Origin of the sequence: Flavobacterium sp. N1719 (assembly GCF_025947045.1) — a bacterium.
Lineage (GTDB): Bacteria > Bacteroidota > Bacteroidia > Flavobacteriales > Flavobacteriaceae > Flavobacterium > Flavobacterium stagni.
In genome coordinates this window covers 2172849-2195596 of the sequence record NZ_CP109993.1, presented here as the reverse complement: position 1 = coordinate 2195596, position 22748 = coordinate 2172849, and the positions used below count along the sequence as shown (strand labels likewise).

Below are 22748 nucleotides of genomic sequence, written 5' to 3'. Positions count from 1 at the left end.
TCGAAGTTGGTTTTTTTCGTACAAAAAAAAAATCCCGAACCTAAGTCCGGGATTTCAAAATATGTGTTAATCAACTGATTATTTTTCACCTTTTTCCATTTTAGCTTTTAATTCAGCTAAGATGTCATTGTTATCCCCTAAAGTAGAAGCAGGAGCGTTATTAGTTGAAGATGTTTCTACAGCTTTAACGTTTTTCTCTTCTTCTTCTCTGAAGATAGCGGTATGAGAAGCTACTACACGTTTGAATTCTTTGTTGAATTCAATTACTTTAAATTCTGCAGATTCTCCTTTTTTCAATTTTTTACCGTCTTCTTTTTCTAAGTGACGTGCAGGAATGAACGCTACTACATCATCTCCGAAATCAACTGTTGCACCTTTGTCAACGATTTCAGCGATTGTTCCATTGTGAACAGTACCTACAGCGTAAGCTGCTTCATGTTTATCCCATGGATTTTCAGTAGTTTGTTTGTGACCTAAAGAAAGTTTTCTTCCGTCTACGTCTAATTCTAAAACCACTACGTCTAATTTATCACCTACGTTTACAAACTCAGATGGGTGCTTGATTTTTTTCGTCCAAGACAAATCAGAGATATAAACTAATCCGTCGATTCCTTCTTCTAACTCTACGAAAATACCGAAGTTAGTGAAGTTACGAACGATACCGGTGTGTTTCGAACCTACTGGGTATTTAGAAGTAATGTCAGTCCAAGGATCTTGCGATAATTGTTTGATACCTAAAGACATTTTACGCTCATCGCGGTCTAATGTTAAGATAACAGCTTCAACTTCATCACCAACTTTTACGAAATCTTGAGCCGAACGTAAGTGTGTAGACCAAGACATTTCAGAAACGTGGATCAAACCTTCTACACCTTCAGCTACTTCGATGAAAGCACCGTAGTCAGCGATAACTACTACTTTACCTTTTACTTTATCACCTACAGATAATTCAGCTCCAAGAGCATCCCATGGGTGAGCGTGTAATTGTTTTAAACCTAATTGGATACGTGTTTTCTCATCATCAAAGTCTAAGATAACTACGTTTAATTTTTGGTCTAATTCCAATACTTCGCTTGGGTGGTTGATACGTGACCAAGATAAGTCAGTGATGTGGATTAATCCGTCAACACCTCCTAAATCGATGAATACACCGTATGAAGTGATGTTTTTAACCACACCTTCTAATACTTGACCTTTTTCTAATTGACCGATGATTTCTTTTTTCTGAACTTCGATATCTGCTTCGATCAATGCTTTGTGAGATACTACAACGTTTTTGAATTCGTGGTTGATTTTCACCACTTTGAATTCCATCATTTTGTTAACGTATACATCGTAATCACGGATAGGTTTCACGTCGATTTGAGAACCTGGTAAGAATGCCTCGATTCCGAATACGTCAACGATCATACCCCCTTTGGTTCTACATTTCACAAAACCGTTAACGATTTCTCCCGTTTCGTGAGCAGCGATAACGCGATCCCATGATTTGATTGTTCTAGCTTTACGGTGAGAAAGTACTAATTGTCCTGTTTTGTCTTCACGTACATCGATTAATACTTCTACTTTGTCCCCAACTTTCAAGTTTGGGTTGTAACGGAATTCGTTCAATGAAATAACACCTTCCGATTTTGCATTAATATCAACGATAGCGTCACGGTCAGTAATACGTACTACAACTCCTTCAACAACTTCTTCGTTGTCTGTAGAAATGAAAGTCTTAGCTACTAAGTCTTCAAATTCTCTTAAATTGTTTTCGTCTACTGCGTCGATTCCTTCGGCATAGTTATGCCAGTTAAATTCATTTAAAAACGCTACTTGATCTTTGTTTAATTCAGCCATGCTGATAATTCCATTTGTATGCTGTGCTTTTCGAGTTTCATGAGCGAGTAAAATACACAACAGTGTTTTACGTAAATGATTCAATACCAATTGGAAACTCTTCTTCGCCAAAAGGTGTGCAAAAGTACGTTTTTATTCTTAACCTCAAAACATTTTATGCAGAAAATTAAGCATTTAGACATAAAAAAACCCTCTCCGAAGAAAGGGTAATGCTTATTTTTATTAATGACTCACTTGAGCGACATCTTCGGGATTGTGTTTGTGTTTGAAGAAAATTGCAAATAAAACGGCAATTACTAGGGAATAGGCCGCAAATGCCAACCAGATGTTGTGCCAATCACGCACCCCATTATGGGTAAAATACTGTTCAATAGCCCAACCGGAAGTAAAACTTCCTAATATGGCTCCAAATCCATTGGTCATCATCATAAACAATCCTTGTGCGGATGAACGAATATGAGCAGACGTTGAAGTTTCTACAAATAAAGAACCTGAGATATTGAAAAAATCGAAAGCCATACCGTAAACGATACAAGACAAAATGATCATCCATAATCCATCGGTTGGATTTCCATAGGCAAAAAGTCCAAAACGGAGTACCCATGCCAACATAGAAATCAACATGACTTGTTTGATTCCAAATCGTTTTAGGAAGAACGGAATCGCTAAGATGAAAAGTGTTTCTGAAATTTGCGAAATTGACATGATAATGGTCGAATATTTCACTACAAAAGAGCTTTTATATTCTGCCACATTTTTGAATTCATCCAAGAATACGTCTCCGTAGGCATTTGTTAATTGTAGTGCACCTCCTAAGAACATTGAGAAAATGAAGAACAAAGCCATTTTATAATCGCCAAACAACTTGAACGACTCCAATCCAAGTGAACGCTTCTCTTCTTTGTTTTGTTGGGGCGGACATTTGGGTAAGGAGAACGAATACAATCCCAGCACGATAGCGCCAATTCCGGCGATATAAAACTGATACTCTGTGGCTTTACTTCCAGTCAGATTAGTCAGCCACATGGCCACAATAAATCCTATTGTCCCAAATACACGAATCGGCGGGAAATCTTTGACCACATCACTATTCGGACTGTTTTTTAGAGCGGTGTAAGAAATCGAATTAGATAACGCAATGGTTGGCATGTAAAAACTCATCGCCAATAACATCACATAAATAAAAGTTGAAGGATCTCCAACTTGAGGCAGATAAAACAAAACGCCCGCATATAATAAATGTAAAATTCCGTATAATCGTTCGGCATTAATAAATCGATCGGCCATGATACCGGTTAAAGTTGGCATATACAATGAGGCAATTCCCATTGTTCCAAATACCAAACCAAATTGAGTTCCATCCCAATGACGCGTTCCGAACCAATAATTAGCAATTGTAATCAACCATGCACCCCACACAAAAAATTGCATGAAATTCATGAAAATTAATCTGTATTTTACACTCATAATCGTTATTCGTTTAGGTTAATCTAGCCCGTAAATCTACGAGAATAATTGAGATTTGCAAAGAATTATAACGATTTCGCATGTTCGTTTACCAAGTCTAAAACTACCTGCAATTGTTCCTCTCGAGTTAAATGGGAATTGTCAATTTCTATAGCGTCCTCAGCTTTAACCAAGGGAGAATCGGCACGATGGGTATCAATATAATCGCGTTCGGTTACATTTTTTAAGACTTCTTCGTAGGTAACCGAATCGCCTTTGGCTTGCAATTCGTCAAAACGGCGTTGGGCGCGTGTAGCTGCGCTGGCGTTCATATACAATTTCAATTCAGCGTCTGGAAAAACTACGGTACCAATGTCGCGACCGTCCATAACAATACCTTTTTCTTTGCCCATGGCTTGTTGTTGTTCGACCAATTTGGCTCTCACTTCAGAGATTTCAGCTACTTTACTCACTAAGGAAGAAACTTCAAGGGTACGAATTTCTTTTTCCACATTATTCCCATTCAAATACATCTCTCCAAATCCCAATTCTGGGTTAAAAACAAAATGCAACTGAATTTGTGCCAATTGGGCAATCAATCCATCGCGATCCAAATGATTGGGCGAAACCCAATTATTTTGCATGGCAAATAAAGTAACCGCACGATACATGGCTCCGGTGTCCACATAAACATAGCCCAATTCCTTGGCCAATTGTTTGGCTAAAGTACTTTTACCTGTGGAAGAAAATCCGTCAATAGCGATAGTAATTTTTTTCAAATGCTGTATTTTTTAATAATCGTCTTGTAAATTAATTGTGAGTCCGAACAAACTCGTATTGGCCGCCAACGTATACCTTGAATAGGAATAGTTGAATTTCAATCGGCCCATTTTCAATCCAAAACCTGCTGAGATTCCGGAGAAATTGCGTTGCTCTACCACGCGCAGCTCTTCTCCCCTTCTAAAGTTGTATCCAATTCGTAAATTGATACTTTTTCGCGGAAACAGTTCTACACCAAAAATCATGTGGCGCAAGGCATTGTTGAAGAATCCCACTTTTTCTTGGGTCGAACCCCCATCCAAATTGCCCACAGCGCGATTCGGATTGGAAAAAGCAATTTTCCATTGTTGCATATTTTCAAAGGTAAGGTGCCAACGAATGGGCACATTATCCAATTCTTGGGATATTCCCAATAACACCTCTAAAGGGAGATTTTCCCGGGTTCCCGCATAGGTCGTGATTTGAGTTCCGATATTGCGAACGGAAAGCGCATAATTGATGTCGTTATCGTCATCGATATACAACATCCCAATGTCGGCCGCCGCACCAAACGAGCTGTAGGATTCTAAGGTTGATGAGATGAATTTGGCATTTCCGCCTATATGAAAATTGGTAAAGGGAACATTGTACGAATAGCCTAACGACAACGCCATTTCACTTCCTGTAAACGAGGTGGTAGCTTGACCGAATTCGTCATACCCTTCAAAATTTCCATAGTTGACGTAATTTACCCCTACATGAAACGTTTGCACATGGCGGTCATAGGTATAAGCATACGCTGCTGTACCGTACGTTACTTCACCAAATAAACTCCCATAATTAACCGCCAAATGGTTGTCCATTTCGGGATTTATGGTCGCTGGATTAAATAAGGCTTGGTTGACATCGGAGTCATATAACGTAATGACTTTACCTCCCAATGCGGATTGTCGGGGTGAAGTGACCAAATTTAAAAATTGAAAAACCGATTTCCCTCCTACTTGACTCCAACCGAAAATGGTTGTCAATAGTAAAGTACAAAGTACAAATGGTTTTTTCATAATTGGTTTTTATTCCTTGGTATAACGGAAATGCGAAGATATTATTTTTTGACGGTGAACGAAAGTAGAAAATAAAAAAGCGCAGTGGATAAACTGCGCTTCTTAATATATTGTATTCGAATTAGTCGATTACTTTGGCGTTTTTCACCTTTTGATCAGTTAATGCGATAGCAATAACTTCTTCCATTTCTTTTACATAGTGGAAGGTCAAACCTTTTAAATAATCCGCTTTGATTTCTTTGATATCACTTTCATTTTCATGACATAAAATGATTTCTTTGATATTGGCACGTTTGGCCGCAAGAATTTTCTCTTTGATTCCGCCCACCGGTAAAACTTTTCCGCGTAAGGTAATTTCACCCGTCATGGCAATTCCTTTTTTCACCTTGCGTTGGGTTAACAACGAAATCATGGAGGTTAACATGGCAATACCCGCACTTGGTCCGTCTTTGGGAGTAGCTCCTTCAGGAACGTGCAAGTGAATATTGTATTTACTAATGACATCTTGATCCAATCCATACAACTCAGCATGCGACTTAATGTACTCAAGGGCGATGGTTGCAGATTCTTTCATTACATTCCCCAAGTTTCCGGTAAGTGTCAAACTTCCTTTTCCTTTTGAAATAGAAGATTCTAAAAACAAAATATCGCCGCCAACTGATGTCCACGCTAATCCGGTGACAACCCCTGCTACATCATTTCCTTCGGCTTTATCGCGTTCTAGTTTGGGCGAACCCAAAACGGTCACCACATCTTCATCGGTCACTTTGGTATTGTACTCCTCCTCCATGGCGATGGATTTGGCAGCGTTTCGAATCACTTGCGCAATTTTTTGTTCCAAACCACGAACACCTGATTCACGCGTATATCCTTCTACAATTTTTTCCAATTGTTTTTTACCAATGGTCAAATCTTTAGCGGTTAATCCGTGTTCTTTTAATTGTTTTGGAACCAAATGTTGGCGGGCAATTTCTACTTTTTCTTCGATGGTATAGCCCGACATTTGAATGACTTCCATACGGTCGCGTAAAGCAGGCTGAATGGTAGACATGGTATTCGAAGTTGCGATAAACATGACTTTGGACAAATCATAGCCCATTTCTAGGAAATTATCGTAGAACGAACTGTTTTGTTCGGGATCCAAAACTTCCAACAAAGCGGAAGACGGGTCGCCGTTATGACTTACCGATAATTTATCGATTTCATCCAAAATAAATACTGGATTTGAAGTTCCCGCCTTTTTGATATTTTGAATAATACGTCCCGGCATAGCACCGATGTAGGTTTTACGATGGCCACGAATTTCCGCTTCATCGCGTAATCCGCCCAAAGAAATACGCACATATTCTCTTCCTAAAGCTTCGGCAATAGAACGACCAATCGATGTTTTACCCACACCCGGAGGTCCGGTCAAACACAAAATAGGCGACTTCATGTCGTTGCGTAATTTCAATACTGCCAAATGTTCGATAATGCGTTTTTTCACATCATCCAAACCAAAATGATCGCGATCTAAAATTTTCTGCGCATTTTTCAAATCGAATTTATCTTGAGAAAAATGTTCCCAGGGTAAATCCAAGATCAATTCCAAATAGTTACGTTGAATTCCGAAATCAGGCGACTGCGGATTCATGCGTTGAAATTTCGAAAATTCTTTATCGAAGTTTTTGGCTGTTTTTTCGTCCCATTTTTTATTTTTGGCACGCTGACGCATTTCTTCAAATTCTTGCTCGTAAGTTACCCCACCCAATTCTTCTTGAATGGTTTTCATTTGTTGGTGCAAGAAATATTCGCGTTGTTGTTGGTCAAGATCGATGCGAACTTTGGTCTGAATATCGTTTTTGAGTTCCAATTTTTGCAACTCCATATTCATGTGTTTCAACGTATCTAAAGCCCGCTCTTTGAGTACATTCATGGCTAATAAATGTTGTTTTTCCAAAACTGACAAATTCATGTTGGAAGAAACAAAATTGATTAGGAACGACTGACTTTCTATGTTTTTAATAGCAAAAGTGGCTTCTGTTGGGATGTTCGGACTTTCTTTTATGATTTCGATGGCGATTTCGCGCATGGAATCAATAATAGCATTGAATTCCGTATCATAGACTCCTGGACGAATTTCAGGAACTTCTTTGATATCCGCACGAAAATAAGGGCGTTCAGAGGTCATCGCGTCGATTTCAAAACGCTTTTTCCCTTGAAGAATAACCGTGATATTTCCATCGGGCATTTTTAATACTCGGAGAATCTTGGCTACTGTACCCACATGATAGATATCCGAAATCGTTGGATCTTCAATCTCTTCATTTTTTTGTGCCACCACACCGATGATTTTATCACCGTTGTTTGCATCATTGATTAATTTTATGGATTTATCACGTCCTGCAGTAATTGGAATCACTACTCCAGGGAATAATACAGTATTTCGTAAAGGTAATATTGGGAGACTTTTAGGCAACTCCTCATTGGCCATTTCTTCTTCATCCTCAGGTGTCATCAACGGAATCATTTCCGCATCGGCGTTAAAATCTTGTAGTGACAAACTGTCAAATGAAATCAATTTGTGATTCGACATAATAGTTTAGTGTCAATATGACATTAAATAGGTTAACAATTCCATTGGCAAAGTTAGGACAGTAACATCCAAACAAAAATAAAAATCGATATACAACATAGAAAACGCCTTAAAATAAAGGGCGTTGGTCGTTTATCGAGATTTAGTTAGTCTTAATCAAGTTTTATGCCATAAAAAAATACCGCCAAGATGACGGTATTTTATATTTTTAATGAAAACTTCGATTAGTTTAGTGTGTACGAAGATAGTGTTTGTGTATTGGCTAAACCATTCCCGGTTAGTATGGACTTAATAATTCCCACATTTTTAGCATACCAAATTTCAGAGCTTGTGGTTTGCATGGGAGTACCCATGATACTAAATACTTGGTCAATTTTTATATGAATAACATTGGTGTAATTTTGCCCTTCTACGGAGTAGTTAATATCCCTTTCCAAAATTTTTCCAGTATAACTTACATCTTGTGTTAGAGCTGGCAACATCGGATTGGTGTAAGTAACCGTATAGGAATAATTACCCGTCCATGTTTGATTTACATTTAAATAGTCTTTCAAAATAAGTACTTCATAACCTGTAGAAGTAGCTTCTGTTGGTGTTCCCGCTCCAATTGTCATGGGTTCATATTTATAGAAATAGTCCCCCGAATTTTTACGTAAAGAATACTGCGCATTGGCCACAGAACCTTGTGTACCTGTTGCATTGATCGCATTAAATTTGTAATACGTCTGCCCATTATTAGATACTACTTGAACCATTTTATTAGGGTTCGCATCCAAAACACCATTGGTTTTGTAGAGCCATTGGTTGTTCAATGCAGCAGGGTAATAATCTCCCGTTGACGAACCTCCGCCACCTGTTCCGCCACCGCCAGTTCCGCCGCCTGAACCATTTCCTCCACCCGTACTTAAGGTGGACAATAAGGCAGGATCAACAGGTTCTGTACTACATGAAACTAATGTAAAAAGGGTAACAATTAAAAGGCCTAATTTTTTCATAAAGTGGTTAAAATTTTTCAAATATACTAAATTAAGGATTGGCAGCATTATTTTTTGGGACTCGGAATAATAAAATTACTCCCATCACAAAAAACAATCCTAAAAATACAATGGCATTACGTATCGATCCCGTTATTTGATCGATGACACCATAAATGGTCATTCCGATTACGATTCCGACTTTCTCTGTAACATCGTAAAAACTAAAATATGAAGCCGTATCGTCTGTATCGGGTAAAAGTTTGGAATAAGTTGAACGCGCTAAAGACTGAATGCCCCCCATCACTAAACCTACAAAACCTGCTGTCGCATAAAAATGTATCGGTAAAGTTATGAAATAGGCAAAGCAGCATAACACCGCCCAGAAACTACATAAGAAGATTAATGTATTGATATTGCCGAATTTTTCGGAGGCTCTTGATGTTAAAAAAGCACCTAAAACAGCCACCAATTGAATAAGCAAAATACTAATAATTAATCCCGTGGTTTTTTGTGAAGGTGTTTCCCATTCCACTTCCTTTGCTCCAAAATAAGTGGCTACCAACATTACGGTTTGAACCGCCATAATGAAAACGAAATAACTATTTAAATAGCGTTTTAAGGGTAAGTTTTGTTGCATGTCTTTCCAAACCAATTTCAATTCATGAAATCCTTTGAAAATAAAATCCTTGGATAAAGGTACATTGGTTCGGTTTCCTTTGGGTAAATAATAATAGGTGATATGACTAAATCCGATCCACCAAACACCCACCATCACAAAGGAATATTTCATCATTTCCATTTTCTCTGCATTGGGTACCAACATAACCATGGCTAAATTTACGATAAGTAAAAGAGTACTTCCGATATAACCCATAGAGAATCCGCGGGCACTTACACGGTCTTGCTGTTCCGGATATGCAATGTCAGGAAGATACGAATTGTAAAAAACCAAACTGGACCAAAAACCAATCAATCCAAAAAAGTAAAAGGTATAACCTGTAGTCAAATTATCCATATCAAACCAGTACAAGCCGATACACGACAATCCACCCATATAACAAAAGAAGCGCAAAAACGATTTTTTGTTTCCTAAATAATCGGCAATTCCAGATAAAAACGGAGAACAAATCGCCACCCAGATGAAAGCAAAAGCCGTTACAAAAGATATCATTGCCGTTGACTTTATCTCATAGCCAAAAAAATGTGCCGTTTCTCGGTGAGCCGATTCAAAGAGTTGTTCGTAATAAATCGGAAAAATGGCCGAAGCAATGACTAAACTGTAAACAGAATTCGCCCAATCGTAAAATGCCCATGCATTCAATAATTTGGGATGGCCTTTGGGTAGTTGTGACATAATGGTTATCAATTAAAAAAGTCACCTCAAAACTGAGATGACTCCAAATATAAATGTTTTTTTCATTATTTGAACGTTACGCCAAATTTCGCAGCTTCGGCTTTCACTTGCGGAATTAACTCACGAATTTGAGCAATACGAGTGGCATCCGATGGATGGGTGCTTAAAAATTCTGGAGGAGCTTGTCCGTTTGAATTGGCAGCCATGCGCTCCCAAAATGTAATGGCCTGCTCGGGATTATACCCCGCAATTGCCATTAACAACAACCCAATTTTGTCGGCTTCGCTTTCGTGTTTCCGACTGAAAGGCATCATGCCTCCAAGTTCAGTTGTGACACCATACGCCGTCATTGCCATTTGTTGAACTTCGGTTGATTTACCGCCAACCGCGACTCCAACACCGGCTGCTCCCAATTGTTGGATTAAACCCGCACTCATGCGTTGTTGACCATGGTTACAGAGCGCATGTGATACTTCATGACCTAACACCGTCGCCAAACCTGCATCGTCTTTGGTAATCGGAAGAATTCCAGAATAGACTACAATTTTACCTCCCGGCATACACCACGCGTTGACTTCTTTACTTTCCACCAATTTGTATTCCCATTGATAGTCTTTTAAATACGTCGTATAGCCATTCGCGTTTAACCAACGCTCCGCAGCCACTTTTATTTTAGTCCCCACACTTTCGACTTTTTTAGCATCATTGGTGTTAGCGATCACTTTATTCTCAAATAAAAATTGATTGTACTGTTGAAAAGCTGAAGGCAAAATTTCGCTATTGGAAACTAAAGCCAAGGTACTTTTTCCCGTAAACGGATTGGTGGCACAAGAAGCCGCAAAGGCCAAGCCTACTAGTCCGGCAACATATTTTTTATAACGCATAAAGTCAAATTTTATTTACAAAATTACAAAACTATACGCCGATAATGTGCAATTCTGAAAAATCCTTATCGATCACAATACCTTCTGTAATATTGATTTCGTTTTTGTCAAAAAGAATTTTCTCATTATCAATTTCAATTCCTTTCACTTCAAACGGTAATCCGATGACTTTTATTTTTATCGTTGAATAATTAGCTTCAAAAGATCCCTCTTTGTGTTGCGTAATAAACAATTCTTTTTCTTTTCCGTTTAAGGTAAACGTCTTATAACTGTAACGCCCTTTGGAATAATCATAACCGTCTTGCGCATCTTCATAAACAAATGATTTTTCTTTGCCCAATTTGAAATATACTTCCAAGCTCAATTCAGGATGTTCAATTTGTCCCACATACTGTTGTACCGGATATTTAGGGATAATGGCTCCTTCTTTGACAAATAAAGGAATCTGATCAAAATCAGTCGCCACCCACAATTCACGTTTCCCTTTTACCAATTCATTCGTCCAGTAATTGTACCAATTGCCTTGGGGTAAGTACATACGACGACCCTGAGCATTGGGTTCTAAAATGGGACATACCAAAATTTGATTACCAAAAATAAATTCATCCGTACGGTAATGGGTTTGTGGATCTTCTTGATCAAAATACACCAACGGTTTCAACATAGGCACACCATCGTTGATGTACTGCCAAAACATGGTATATAAATACGGTAATAATTGGTAGCGGAGTTCGACAAACTTACGCGTAATATCAATCACTTCTTCCCCAAAACTCCACGGTTCTTGATCGCCATGATGTCCAGAGGAATGCGTACGACAAAACGGATGGAAAACACCCAATTGAATCCAACGCGCATACAATTCGGCACTCGGCTGTTCTGCAAATCCGCCAATATCACTTCCTGTAAAGCCCATGCCTGAGATGGACATTCGTTGCATTTGTACGTTGGCAATCCACAAATGTTCCCAGGTTGCCACATTGTCACCGGTCCATGAAGACGTATACCGTTGTGCTCCCGAATAGGCCGAACGTGTAATCACAAACGGACGCTTTGGAAAGGCAAAACGCTTTACACCATGATAAGTAGCCCGTGCCATTTGCGTACCATAGACATTGTGCGCTTTACGGTGGCTGCAATTGTTGCCATCGTAGTTGTGGCGTACATCCAATGGAAACGTTTTGGTCGGCACCTCCATCACTGCAGGTTCGTTCATATCGTTCCAAACGCCTTTCACGCCTATTTCAGCAATCATTTCTTTAAATAGACCGGCCCACCATTCGCGGACTTCCGGATTGGTATAGTCGGGGAAATTACATTCGCCGGGCCAAACTTTTCCTTTCATATACGGACCATCGGCACGTTTACAGAAATAATCTTTTTCTAAAGCTTCTTTATAAACAGAATAATCATTATCGATTTTTATTCCGGGGTCGATAATCACCACAGTTTTGAAACCGTCTTTGGCCAATTCCTGCACCATTCTTTTGGGCTCTGGAAAATATTCCTTACTCCATGTAAAGCAACGGAACCCTTCCATATAATCGATGTCCAAGTAAATAGCATCACACGGAATTTGGAGTTCGCGAAACTTGGACGTTATTTCTTTCACCTTACTTTCGGGATAATAACTCCATTTGCATTGGTGGTAGCCCAACGTCCAAAGTGGCGGTAATTCGGGTTTCCCGGTCAAATGGGTATAGGTAGTGACCACATCACTCATTTTCGGACCGTAGATGAAGTAATAATTCATTTCACCACCATCTGCCCAAAAACTGGTTACGCCTTTGCGTTCATGACTGAAATCAAAAAAAGAACGGAACGTATTGTCAAAGAAAATCCCGTAGGCTTTGTTCTCGCGTAAACCAATATAAAATGGCACAACTTTGTACAACGGTTCTTGATCTTTATGAAAGGCATACTGATCGGTAGCCCAGTTTTCCAATCGTTTGCCTTTTAAATTTAAATGAGTTGGTTTATCACCAAGTCCGTAGAAACTTTCTCCTTCTGGCGACATTTTACTCATCTTCACAATGTTGCCACCAAACTCATAGCATTCTTCCCAATGGAAGCCCAATTCGTCTTCTAAAATGGGCGAACCGTCCAGTTCATAAATGCCCACACGCGCACTTTGTTTTTGCACGATGACATAGACTTTACTGGTTTGAATTTTAAAATGATCGTCGGCTTCAGTGACTTCGAGTACATTGTAACCGTGCGACTGACGTTTATCTATGGCATAAGAAAAATCATTGCTGAAGTAGCCTTTTGCCGTAAATCGAAATCGAATCATACTGTCACGGAGCACTGTAACGCGCATGATCACATTGTTATCGGTATAAAAATCGATGGAATCAACTTCTTTGGTAAAGGAGGTAATCGTGGCGGGAAATAAGTCGCCTTTGTATTCGAGTTCGGTATTTATAATCATACGTTTCCTATTGTGAAAGTGCCAAATTTACAAAGTTGAAATTGATAATTTAACACGCTCATTCCCTTATTTTTAACTACAACGTTTGCGATTGCCCATAGTTTTTATTTTAATTTAAAATAAAGGATAAATCTTAAAAAATCTTGGTTATTCATGAGTTGCAATAAAAAAGTCCGGCGTGTACCGGACTCCCTTTTTACATTTTAAAAACGACCATTCCTAACGGTGGTAATTGGATTTCAGCTGAAAATTCACGTCCGTTCCACGGCAGTTTTTCCACTTTAATGGCGGATGCATTGGTCACACCACTTCCTCCATATTCTGGTTTATCGGAATTAAAAATTTCGGTTAATTTTCCTGATTTGGGAATGCCAATGCGGTAATTCTCATGAACCACTGGTGTCATATTGCAAACCACAATTAATTGTTCTTTTTCTTTGTTTCCTTTGCGAATGTAGGCTAAGACCGAATTTTCATTATCTGAATAATTGATCCATTCAAAACCTTCGGCTGAGAATTGTTTTTCATACATCGCAGGATAATTGCGGTACAAGGCATTCAAATCGGTAATGCATTGTTTGATGCCTTTGTGGTAATCGTATTGCAACAAATGCCATTCTAAACTGCTTTCAAAATTCCATTCTTCACTTTGACCAAATTCGCCTCCCATAAACAACAATTTTGTTCCGGGATGGGTAAACATATAGCCGTAAAGTAAACGAAGGTTGGCAAAACGTTGCCATTCGTCACCGGTCATCCGGCCCAAAATCGAGTGTTTACCGTAGACGACTTCGTCGTGGGATAAAGGCAACATGAAGTTTTCGGTGAAAGCATAGGTCATTGAAAACGTGATGTCGTTTTGGTGGTATTTGCGGTACACGGGCTCTTTTTTGAAGTATTGTAACGTATCGTGCATCCAACCCATCATCCATTTCATGCCAAAACCGAGTCCGCCCAAGAACGTTGGACGGGAAACCATGGGGAAACTGGTACTCTCTTCGGCGATGGTTTGCACATCGGGGAACATGCTGTACACGGCTTCGTTAAAATCTTTTAAGAAACTGATGGTTTCCAAATTTTCTCTACCGCCGTAAATGTTGGGCTCCCACTCCCCGTCTTTGCGCGAATAATCAAGATATAACATCGAAGCAACAGCATCCACCCGAAGTCCGTCAGCGTGATAATGCTGCAACCAGAAAATGGCGTTGCTTATTAAGAACGATCGCACTTCATTACGACCGTAGTTAAAAATTAAACTTTTCCAATCGGGATGATAGCCTTTTCGGATATCAGGATGTTCGTATAGATGGGATCCGTCAAAAAATCCGAGGCCGTGGGCATCACTCGGAAAATGCGAAGGAACCCAATCGAGAATTACTCCAATTCCTGCTTGGTGCAATTTGTCCACCAAAAGCATAAAATCTTGTGGTTTTCCAAAGCGCGAAGTGGGTGCGAAATAGCCAACCAACTGGTACCCCCAAGAAGGATCAAACGGATATTCCATGATTGGCATGAATTCGACATGCGTAAATCCGGTTTCTTTAACATAGTTCACCAATTCCTCGGCGAGTTCGATATAGGAAAGTGAACGGTTTTGTTCGAGGTTGCGTTTCCACGAACCCAAATGCACTTCATACACTGACATGGGTTTGTCTAAAGCATTGTGGGCCGCGCGTTTCTTCATCCACGTGGTATCTTTCCACTTATAGTCCAAGTCCCAAACGACAGAAGCCGTATGTGGAGGCGTTTCACAATACAAGGCAAATGGATCCGCTTTTTCGGTGATTACATCGCCGTAGCTGGATTGAATTTTGAATTTGTATTTGGTGCCTTTGTCGATACCGGGAATAAATCCTTCCCAGATACCCGAACTGTCCCAGCGCACTTGAAGCGGATGTTGGCCTTCCACCCAATAATTAAAGTCGCCAATCACGGAAACATGTTTGGCCGATGGCGCCCATACGGCAAAGTAGCATCCTTTTTCGCCATTGACTTCAAGTAAATGTGCACCTAATTTTTCGTATAATTTAAAATGTTTACCGGCTTTAAATAAGTCGATATCAAAATCGGTAAACAAGGAATAGTGTTGTACTGGATTCATTTTATGTGGCTCAGCGGTGTTTATCCACTGATTTTTTATCGTGTTTTGAACTACTTAATGTTATTTTCTAGCCCGGATAGCAGCGGCATCCTCACGGAGTTTACGGAGTGAGATACAGCGGATAGCCGGTGGGTTGTGAATTGAAAACTAGGGTTGTTGCTCCTAATAATTCATAATACTTTGAATACCGCGCAGGGGAATGACGGCCCAACGGGGACGAGAATTGAGTTCGTAGCCCAACTCGTACACTGCTTTTTCCAAAAGGCAATATTTCAACAGAAATTCGATTTCCTGACTGTATCCAATGTTCAAATTGCCGGCCTGAACTTTCTCGATATAGGTATCCATGAAAGCGCCAACGAGGTAGCGGAACAAGAGTTCGGCCGCATCAAACAATTCGTCTTGGTCTTGCGGATATTTCTCGCGATTATTGAAAATTGTAGCATAAATGGCATAATGAAACGAGCGAAACATTCCGGCCACATCTTTCAATGGCGGTTGTTTTACCTTACGGTCCCGAATGGTACTCTCGGGTTCGCCTTCAAAATCCAACAAATAAAAATCGTCGCCGTTTACGAGCACTTGCCCAAGGTGATAATCCCCGTGGATGCGAATGCGTTCCGACTTCATTTTGGTCCAATCGAAATCCACGAAATGCTTACGAATGAGTTTTTTATGTTCGAGAAACTGATGCGCCAGTTCGAGTGCGAGTCCGTCCAATTTATGCAGACTGTTTTCGATGATATTCAATCGGTTTTGGAATTGATACAGCAAACGATTTTTCAACCACACGGAATAATCGCCGTTGTAGCGTGTGGGTGTAAAAGCGGTATCTTGACTGTCCCCTCCGAGTGCTACATGCATTTCTGCGGTACGTAGCGCCAGGGTTTGAATACGAAGGAAAAGACTGAGTCCGACCCAATCAATAATCTCAGGTGGAATTTCATGTATTTTCACTCGCTTGAACAGCGGAATATGGGGCAATTTTGCTACTTTGATTTTCTTGCGGGTCAACGTATCAAATACCGTATCCAAATGATCGAGCATGAATCGCCATGCATCCCCTTGATTGGGCACGAGTTCTTGCATGAGTCCGAGCGTGATATTCCCTTCGGGTAGCGCTAAATTAATACTTCCGGTATAAGCGGGTGTATTTTTAAACTCCATACGTTCGGTGAGGAACCGACTGATTTCATAATCGGGATTGGTGCTCACATAGATGCGACGGAAAATTTTGAGCACAAAACTGTCGTTGTAAATAATCGAGGTGTTACTTTGCTCGACACCCATGAATTTTGAGGACTTATAGGTGTTCTCACCCAAATGCATCCCTTTATGGAAAACCAGTTTGAATTCTTTGTTGATTGTATTCTGAGCAATGTTTTCAAACAGGAGTTTACGAAAATCTTCTTGGTGTAGTGCATCGACCAAATACCCATCGATGTGGGCAAATTTGGCGGGTGAAATAATGGTACTTGTGTCCAATTCCTCCGAGGTCATAAAAGCAATCGGCATAAAGTAATGTTGGTAGAAGGCCTCTTTAAAATTCACTTCTAATAAAACACCGTAATACGTGTTCTTCTTGGAAGTTATCTTAAAATGATCAATGACTTCAATATACTTTAACGTACTTGCTTTTCCGCCGTACCAACGTTTGTTGATGATATAATTTTCCAAAATATCAGACGAAAATATTTTGATAAATTCATCATCTGTGAAGGCATTTTTCCATTCACTTTTGAATTTAAAAGGCGTTGCAAATGTTTCCTGATTATCTAAATTCATGACCTTTCGGATTTCGATTATTTGATTATTTTGAACAAATGGAAGGGCAATGTGGGATGCAATTCGACAAAATTCCATTCTTTATCCCAATGGTAGCTGTTTCCGGTAATTAAATCGACAACGGTAATATTTTGTCCGTTCTGAATTCCGAGAGAAGCCAATGGCAATTTTACCCATGCTTGTTTGGTATAATAAGCATCCAAGCTGGCTATCATTAAAGTTTCATTGGATTTATCGTCATCAAATTTGTAATAAGCGATGACTTGTTCGTTATCGGTATCACAAAATTCGATGTTGTTGGTTTGTTGCAAAGAAGCGTTTTGTTTACGTACTTCATTGATTTTGCTAATCAACATCGTGATTTTATTTTCATGGTTCCAATCCCAATCACGTGTTTGGTACTTTTCACTGTCATAATATTCCTCTTTGCCAGGAATTGCGTCTGAAACCATAAATTCGAAAACGGGACCGTAAATTCCGACCGATGAACTTAAGGTTGCGGCTAAAAAGTATTTCTGTAAATGTGTACTTTCGTTTGCGCCTTGTAATGGAAACGGATTGATATCGGGCGTATTGGGCCAAAAATTAGGTCGGAAAAACTCCCGCTGATTGGTACGCGTTAATTCGGTCAAATACTCTTGCAACTCCGCTTTGGTATTGCGCCACGTATAATAGGTGTAGGATTGGGTAAAACCTTGCTTGGCCAATTCATGCATAATTTTTGGGCGGGTAAAGGCCTCGGATAAAAACAACACATCGGGATGTTTCTTTTTCACTTCATTTATCAACCAACCCCAGAAATAGAAAGGCTTGGTATGCGGATTATCCACGCGAAAAACGCGAATACCGCACTCCTCTACCCAATAGAGCGCACAACTTAGAAGTTCGTTCCACAAATTTTTCCAATCGGGTGTTTCAAAATAAATGGGTAAAATATCTTGGTATTTTTTGGGCGGATTTTCAGCGTACTGCACGGTTCCATCCGGACGCCATTTAAACCATTGCGGATGTTCTTTCACCCACGGATGGTCGGGAGCGGCTTGTAATGCAAAGTCCATCGCGATCTCGATTCCCAAATCTTTGGCGGTATTCACCAAGGATTTAAAATCATCTAGCGTTCCAAGTTCAGGGTGTAATGCCTTATGGCCACCATGATGTGAACCAATTCCCCAGGGCGAACCCACATCACCAGGTGCAGCATCCGTCGCATTATTTTTCCCTTTACGGTTGACTTCTCCAATCGGGTGCACGGGAGGAAAATAGAGCGTATCAAATCCCATTTTAGCGACCCGAGGTAATAGCGCTTCACAGTCTTTAAACGTCCCATGTTTTCCAGGAATCGACGAAGCAGAGCGCGGGAAAAACTCGTACCACGTACTAAATAACGCTTTTTGTCGATCGACATAGGCTTTAAATTCTTGCGTTTGGTTGGCTAAGAATTTGGTGGGATATTTTTTAAATAGAGCTTGCAAATCAGATGAAACAGCAGCCTCAATGGCTTGAGTATACGCATTATCGTCAGCAAACCAAGCGGCAACTTGGTTCAAATATTTTTTTTCAGAGGCTGAAACAGAATCCAATAAGGGTTTGATGTATTCAATTCCTTCCAGTAATTCCGATTTTACATGTTGATTGTCTTTGATCTTTTTGGTGATTCCGTATTGCCAATTAAGGGCATAGTCTACCCAAGCTTCAACAAAATAACTGTAAAATCCTTGCTTTTCAACAGTAAATTCACCAACAAAGCTGTCATTAGGAACAGAATTTAATCGAACTTCCGTCCATTTTTTTTCTTTTTCGTGTTTGAAATGTACAGTAGCTTCAAGCACATCATGTCCATCGGCAAGCACATCGGCAGTTATTTGTATTTTTTGACCTGTAATTCGTTTGATTGGAAAAGTTCCATTATCGACTTGAGGCGTAACATTTTCAATGATTACGCGTTTTTGATTGAACATGTTTTAACATTTTATAGACCTCTTAAATTTATAAAAAAAAGAGAAAACGCAAGCAGCCCACCGCAATTTTACAGATATTTCAATAAAGTATGGTGTATTTAAATTCTTCTTGCTAATAGTGAGGTCAAATGACAAGATTGAATCAGAATCTGAATATTTCCAATTTAGAATTTAGATTTTAGAGTTTAGATTTCAGAGTTTAGAACTCATAATTCATAATTTAAAATTCCTAATTTTTTTAGCGTGCCCCTCCGGGTCGGGCTATCCGTTGCAAGTCCGCGCTCCGTTGCACTGCGCTGTGGGCTTTCCACTACTATCCCTCACGCGGGTGAGTGCGTTTATCAACATTTTTTTTACCTGCTAATGAGCAGGCACTACGAATCATTTATCATTTATAATTCATAATTCATTCCGCCGCACGGATAAAAAAAATGAGGCCCTTCAAATTGAAGGGCCTCACTAAAAGAAGGCGGCGACATACTCTCCCACAGTTATGCAGTACCATCTGCGCAGTCGGGCTTAACTTCTCTGTTCGGAATGGGAAGAGGTGAGCCCCGACGCAATAACCACCTTAAGTTGTGGCTTTGAGCTAATCGGATTAGCTAAAGCGCGTATTGCTACGCTTATATTTTAACATACTAAGATAAGATAAAAGAACAAAGCTGACCCGTCCCGATTGCTCGGGACGGTATCGATACATAAGCTTACGGGTTATTAGTACTACTCGGCTATGACATTACTGCCTTTACACCTATAGCCTATCAACGTGGTCATCTTCCACGACCCTTAAAAGAAATCTCATCTTGTGGTGGGTTTCGCGCTTATATGCTTTCAGCGCTTATCCCTTCCCGACGTAGCTACTCTGCGGTGCCCCTGGCGAGACAACAGATACACTAGAGGTCAGTCCAATTCGGTCCTCTCGTACTAGAATCAGATCCACTCAAATTTCTAACGCCCGCAGTAGATAGAGACCGAACTGTCTCACGACGTTCTGAACCCAGCTCGCGTGCCACTTTAATGGGCGAACAGCCCAACCCTTGGGACCTTCTCCAGCCCCAGGATGTGACGAGCCGACATCGAGGTGCCAAACCCCCCCGTCGATATGAGCTCTTGGGGGAGATCAGCCTGTTATCCCCGGCGTACCTTTTATCCTTTGAGCGATGGCCCTTCCATGCGGAACCACCGGATCACTATGCTCTACTTTCGTACCTGATCGACCTGTATGTCTCTCAGTCAAGCTCCCTTATGCCATTGCACTCTACGCACGGTTACCAAGCGTGCTGAGGGAACCTTTAGAAGCCTCCGTTACTCTTTTGGAGGCGACCACCCCAGTCAAACTACCCACCAAGCAATGTCCCCCGCAATACGGGGTTAGGCCTCAGATAAGCAAAGGGTGGTATTTCAACAATGACTCCCCGAATCCTGGCGAACCCGGTTCATAGTCTCCCACCTATCCTACACATCACTTATCCAAGGTCAATACTAAGCTATAGTAAAGGTGCACAGGGTCTTTTCGTCCCACTGCGGGTAATCGGCATCTTCACCGATACTACAATTTCACCGAGCTCATGGCTGAGACAGTGTCCAGATCGTTACACCATTCGTGCAGGTCGGAACTTACCCGACAAGGAATTTCGCTACCTTAGGACCGTTATAGTTACGGCCGCCGTTTACTGGGGCTTCAATTCAATGCTTCTCCGAAGATAACATCTCCTCTTAACCTTCCAGCACCGGGCAGGTGTCAGGCCCTATACTTCATCTTACGATTTTGCAGAGCCCTGTGTTTTTGATAAACAGTCGCCTGGACCTTTTTACTGCGGCCAGCATTGCTGCTGGCGACCTTTCTCCCGAAGTTACAGGTCTATTTTGCCTAATTCCTTAGCCATGAATCTCTCGAGCACCTTAGGATTCTCTCCTCGACTACCTGTGTCGGTTTACGGTACGGGTACTTATAATCTAAGTTTAGAGGTTTTTCTTGGAAGCCCTTAGGTACACTATCACTTTGTCCGAAGACGCCGTGTACTATCGTATTTCACCAGTCCCTGCGCATTTAACTACAAGGCCTTTAGTTACGTACTTTAACCAACTATTCCGTCAGTTGGCGGTACTTTCATCACTCCGTCACCCCATCACAATTATAAGTAGTACGGGAATATTAACCCGTTATCCATCGACTACTCCTTTCGGATTCGCCTTAGGCCCCGACTAACCCTCAGCTGATTAGCATAGCTGAGGAAACCTTAGTCTTACGGTGTGCGGGTTTCTCGCCCGCATTATCGTTACTTATGCCTACATTTTCTTTTCTAACCAGTCCAGCATAGCTCACGCTACACCTTCGGCCCTGTTAGAATGCTCCCCTACCACAGAATATTCTGTCCATAGCTTCGGTAGTATACTTATGCCCGATTATTATCCATGCTCGTCCGCTCGACTAGTGAGCTGTTACGCACTCTTTAAATGAATGGCTGCTTCCAAGCCAACATCCTAGCTGTCAATGCAGACAAACCGCGTTTGTTCAACTTAGCATACATTTGGGGACCTTAGCTGATGGTCTGGGTTCTTTCCCTCTCGGACATGGACCTTAGCACCCATGCCCTCACTGCTGATTATATTATATAGCATTCGGAGTTTGTCAGGAATTGGTAGGCGGTGAAGCCCCCGCATCCAATCAGTAGCTCTACCTCTATATAACTCAACATCAGCGCTGCACCTAAATGCATTTCGGGGAGTACGAGCTATTTCCGAGTTTGATTGGCCTTTCACCCCTACCCACAGGTCATCCGAAGACTTTTCAACGTCAACCGGTTCGGACCTCCACTATGTGTTACCACAGCTTCATCCTGCCCATGGGTAGATCACACGGTTTCGCGTCTACCACTACTGACTCAAGCGCCCTATTCAGACTCGCTTTCGCTACGGATCCATACCTGAAGTACTTATCCTTGCCAGCAACGGTAACTCGTAGGCTCATTATGCAAAAGGCACGCCGTCACCCCTCTAAAGGGCTCCGACCGCTTGTAAGCGTATGGTTTCAGGTTCTATTTCACTCCGTTATTCACGGTTCTTTTCACCTTTCCTTCACAGTACTGGTTCACTATCGGTCTCTCAGGAGTATTTAGCCTTACCGGATGGTCCCGGCAAATTCAGACAGGGTTTCACGTGCCCCGCCCTACTCAGGATACCACTATCAATAACTTCCCTTACCTGTACAGGACTATCACCTTGTATCGTCTACCTTTCCAGGTAGTTCCAGTTCAGTTAGCATCAAATCTCGTGGTCCTACAACCCCAAAATTGCCGTAACAACTTTGGTTTGGGCTCCTACGCTTTCGCTCGCCACTACTCACGCAATCACTATTGTTTTCTTCTCCTCCGCCTACTTAGATGTTTCAGTTCAGCGGGTTCGCCCTCCTATCGGAGTAATACATCTTCAATGTATTGGGTTGCCCCATTCGGATATCTGCGGATCAACTCGTGTGTGCCAATCCCCGCAGCTTTTCGCAGCTTATCACGTCCTTCATCGCCTCTGAGAGCCTAGGCATCCCCCATACGCCCTTATTTTGCTTATGTATGTTG

Annotated in this window: 12 protein-coding genes and 2 rRNA genes; all 14 read right to left on the bottom strand. The window is 41.0% G+C overall.

Going from position 1 to position 22748, the window contains the following annotated elements; genetic code table 11:
* Positions 1-78: 78 nt before the first annotated feature.
* The gene (gene rpsA, locus OLM45_RS09335; protein WP_129461303.1) at positions 79-1842 is read right to left on the bottom strand and encodes a 30S ribosomal protein S1; all 1764 of its coding nucleotides are present in this window, start codon (positions 1840-1842) and stop codon (positions 79-81) included.
* 222 nt (positions 1843-2064) lie between these two features.
* A complete protein-coding gene (locus tag OLM45_RS09330) occupies positions 2065-3309 on the bottom strand; it encodes a nucleoside permease (protein WP_264509700.1) in 1245 nt (414 codons plus the stop codon).
* A gap of 65 nt (positions 3310-3374) precedes the next feature.
* Positions 3375-4067 carry a (d)CMP kinase gene (gene cmk / locus OLM45_RS09325; RefSeq protein WP_264509699.1) on the bottom strand — a complete coding sequence of 231 codons (693 nt, stop codon included), beginning with the start codon at positions 4065-4067 and terminating at the stop codon, positions 3375-3377.
* A 12-nt stretch (positions 4068-4079) separates the two neighbouring features.
* Complete coding sequence (porQ, locus tag OLM45_RS09320; protein WP_264509698.1) at positions 4080-5108, bottom strand: type IX secretion system protein PorQ; 1029 nt, start codon at positions 5106-5108, stop codon at positions 4080-4082.
* A gap of 121 nt (positions 5109-5229) precedes the next feature.
* Entirely contained in the window at positions 5230-7683 is a 2454-nt protein-coding gene (gene lon / locus OLM45_RS09315; protein WP_264509697.1) for an endopeptidase La, read from the bottom strand.
* 224 nt (positions 7684-7907) lie between these two features.
* The gene (locus tag OLM45_RS09310; protein ID WP_264509696.1) at positions 7908-8678 is read right to left on the bottom strand and encodes a hypothetical protein; all 771 of its coding nucleotides are present in this window, start codon (positions 8676-8678) and stop codon (positions 7908-7910) included.
* A gap of 31 nt (positions 8679-8709) precedes the next feature.
* On the bottom strand, positions 8710-10014 hold the full coding sequence (locus tag OLM45_RS09305) for an MFS transporter (RefSeq protein WP_264509695.1): 1305 nt from the start codon (positions 10012-10014) through the stop codon (positions 8710-8712).
* A gap of 65 nt (positions 10015-10079) precedes the next feature.
* Entirely contained in the window at positions 10080-10898 is an 819-nt protein-coding gene (locus tag OLM45_RS09300) for a M48 family metallopeptidase (protein ID WP_264509694.1), read from the bottom strand.
* 31 nt (positions 10899-10929) lie between these two features.
* Positions 10930-13329 carry a glycoside hydrolase family 31 protein gene (locus OLM45_RS09295; protein ID WP_264509693.1) on the bottom strand — a complete coding sequence of 800 codons (2400 nt, stop codon included), beginning with the start codon at positions 13327-13329 and terminating at the stop codon, positions 10930-10932.
* A gap of 196 nt (positions 13330-13525) precedes the next feature.
* Positions 13526-15430, bottom strand: a complete 1905-nt coding sequence (glgB, locus tag OLM45_RS09290; RefSeq protein ID WP_264509692.1) for a 1,4-alpha-glucan branching protein GlgB — start codon at positions 15428-15430, stop codon at positions 13526-13528.
* Between the two features lie 162 nt (positions 15431-15592).
* Positions 15593-17215, bottom strand: a complete 1623-nt coding sequence (locus OLM45_RS09285) for a trehalose synthase (protein ID WP_129461313.1) — start codon at positions 17213-17215, stop codon at positions 15593-15595.
* Positions 17216-17232: 17 nt separating this feature from the next.
* Positions 17233-19173, bottom strand: a complete 1941-nt coding sequence (locus OLM45_RS09280) for an alpha-1,4-glucan--maltose-1-phosphate maltosyltransferase (RefSeq protein WP_264509691.1) — start codon at positions 19171-19173, stop codon at positions 17233-17235.
* Between the two features lie 464 nt (positions 19174-19637).
* Positions 19638-19747 (bottom strand): 5S ribosomal RNA (gene rrf / locus OLM45_RS09275).
* 120 nt (positions 19748-19867) lie between these two features.
* Positions 19868-22742 (bottom strand): 23S ribosomal RNA (locus tag OLM45_RS09270).
* Between the last annotated feature and the right edge of the window lie 6 nt (positions 22743-22748).

Excerpts from the sequence above, each read along its gene's own strand:
- rpsA (WP_129461303.1), bottom strand. The coding sequence starts at position 1,842 with ATGGCTGAATTAAACAAAGATCAAGTAGCGTTTTTAAATGAATTTAAC.
- OLM45_RS09330 (WP_264509700.1), bottom strand. The coding sequence starts at position 3,309 with ATGAGTGTAAAATACAGATTAATTTTCATGAATTTCATGCAATTTTTT.
- porQ (WP_264509698.1), bottom strand. The coding sequence starts at position 5,108 with ATGAAAAAACCATTTGTACTTTGTACTTTACTATTGACAACCATTTTC.
- lon (WP_264509697.1), bottom strand. The coding sequence starts at position 7,683 with ATGTCGAATCACAAATTGATTTCATTTGACAGTTTGTCACTACAAGAT.
- OLM45_RS09310 (WP_264509696.1), bottom strand. The coding sequence starts at position 8,678 with ATGAAAAAATTAGGCCTTTTAATTGTTACCCTTTTTACATTAGTTTCA.
- OLM45_RS09305 (WP_264509695.1), bottom strand. The coding sequence starts at position 10,014 with ATGTCACAACTACCCAAAGGCCATCCCAAATTATTGAATGCATGGGCA.
- OLM45_RS09300 (WP_264509694.1), bottom strand. The coding sequence starts at position 10,898 with ATGCGTTATAAAAAATATGTTGCCGGACTAGTAGGCTTGGCCTTTGCG.
- OLM45_RS09295 (WP_264509693.1), bottom strand. The coding sequence starts at position 13,329 with ATGATTATAAATACCGAACTCGAATACAAAGGCGACTTATTTCCCGCC.
- glgB (WP_264509692.1), bottom strand. The coding sequence starts at position 15,430 with ATGAATCCAGTACAACACTATTCCTTGTTTACCGATTTTGATATCGAC.
- OLM45_RS09285 (WP_129461313.1), bottom strand. The coding sequence starts at position 17,215 with ATGAATTTAGATAATCAGGAAACATTTGCAACGCCTTTTAAATTCAAA.
- OLM45_RS09280 (WP_264509691.1), bottom strand. The coding sequence starts at position 19,173 with ATGTTCAATCAAAAACGCGTAATCATTGAAAATGTTACGCCTCAAGTC.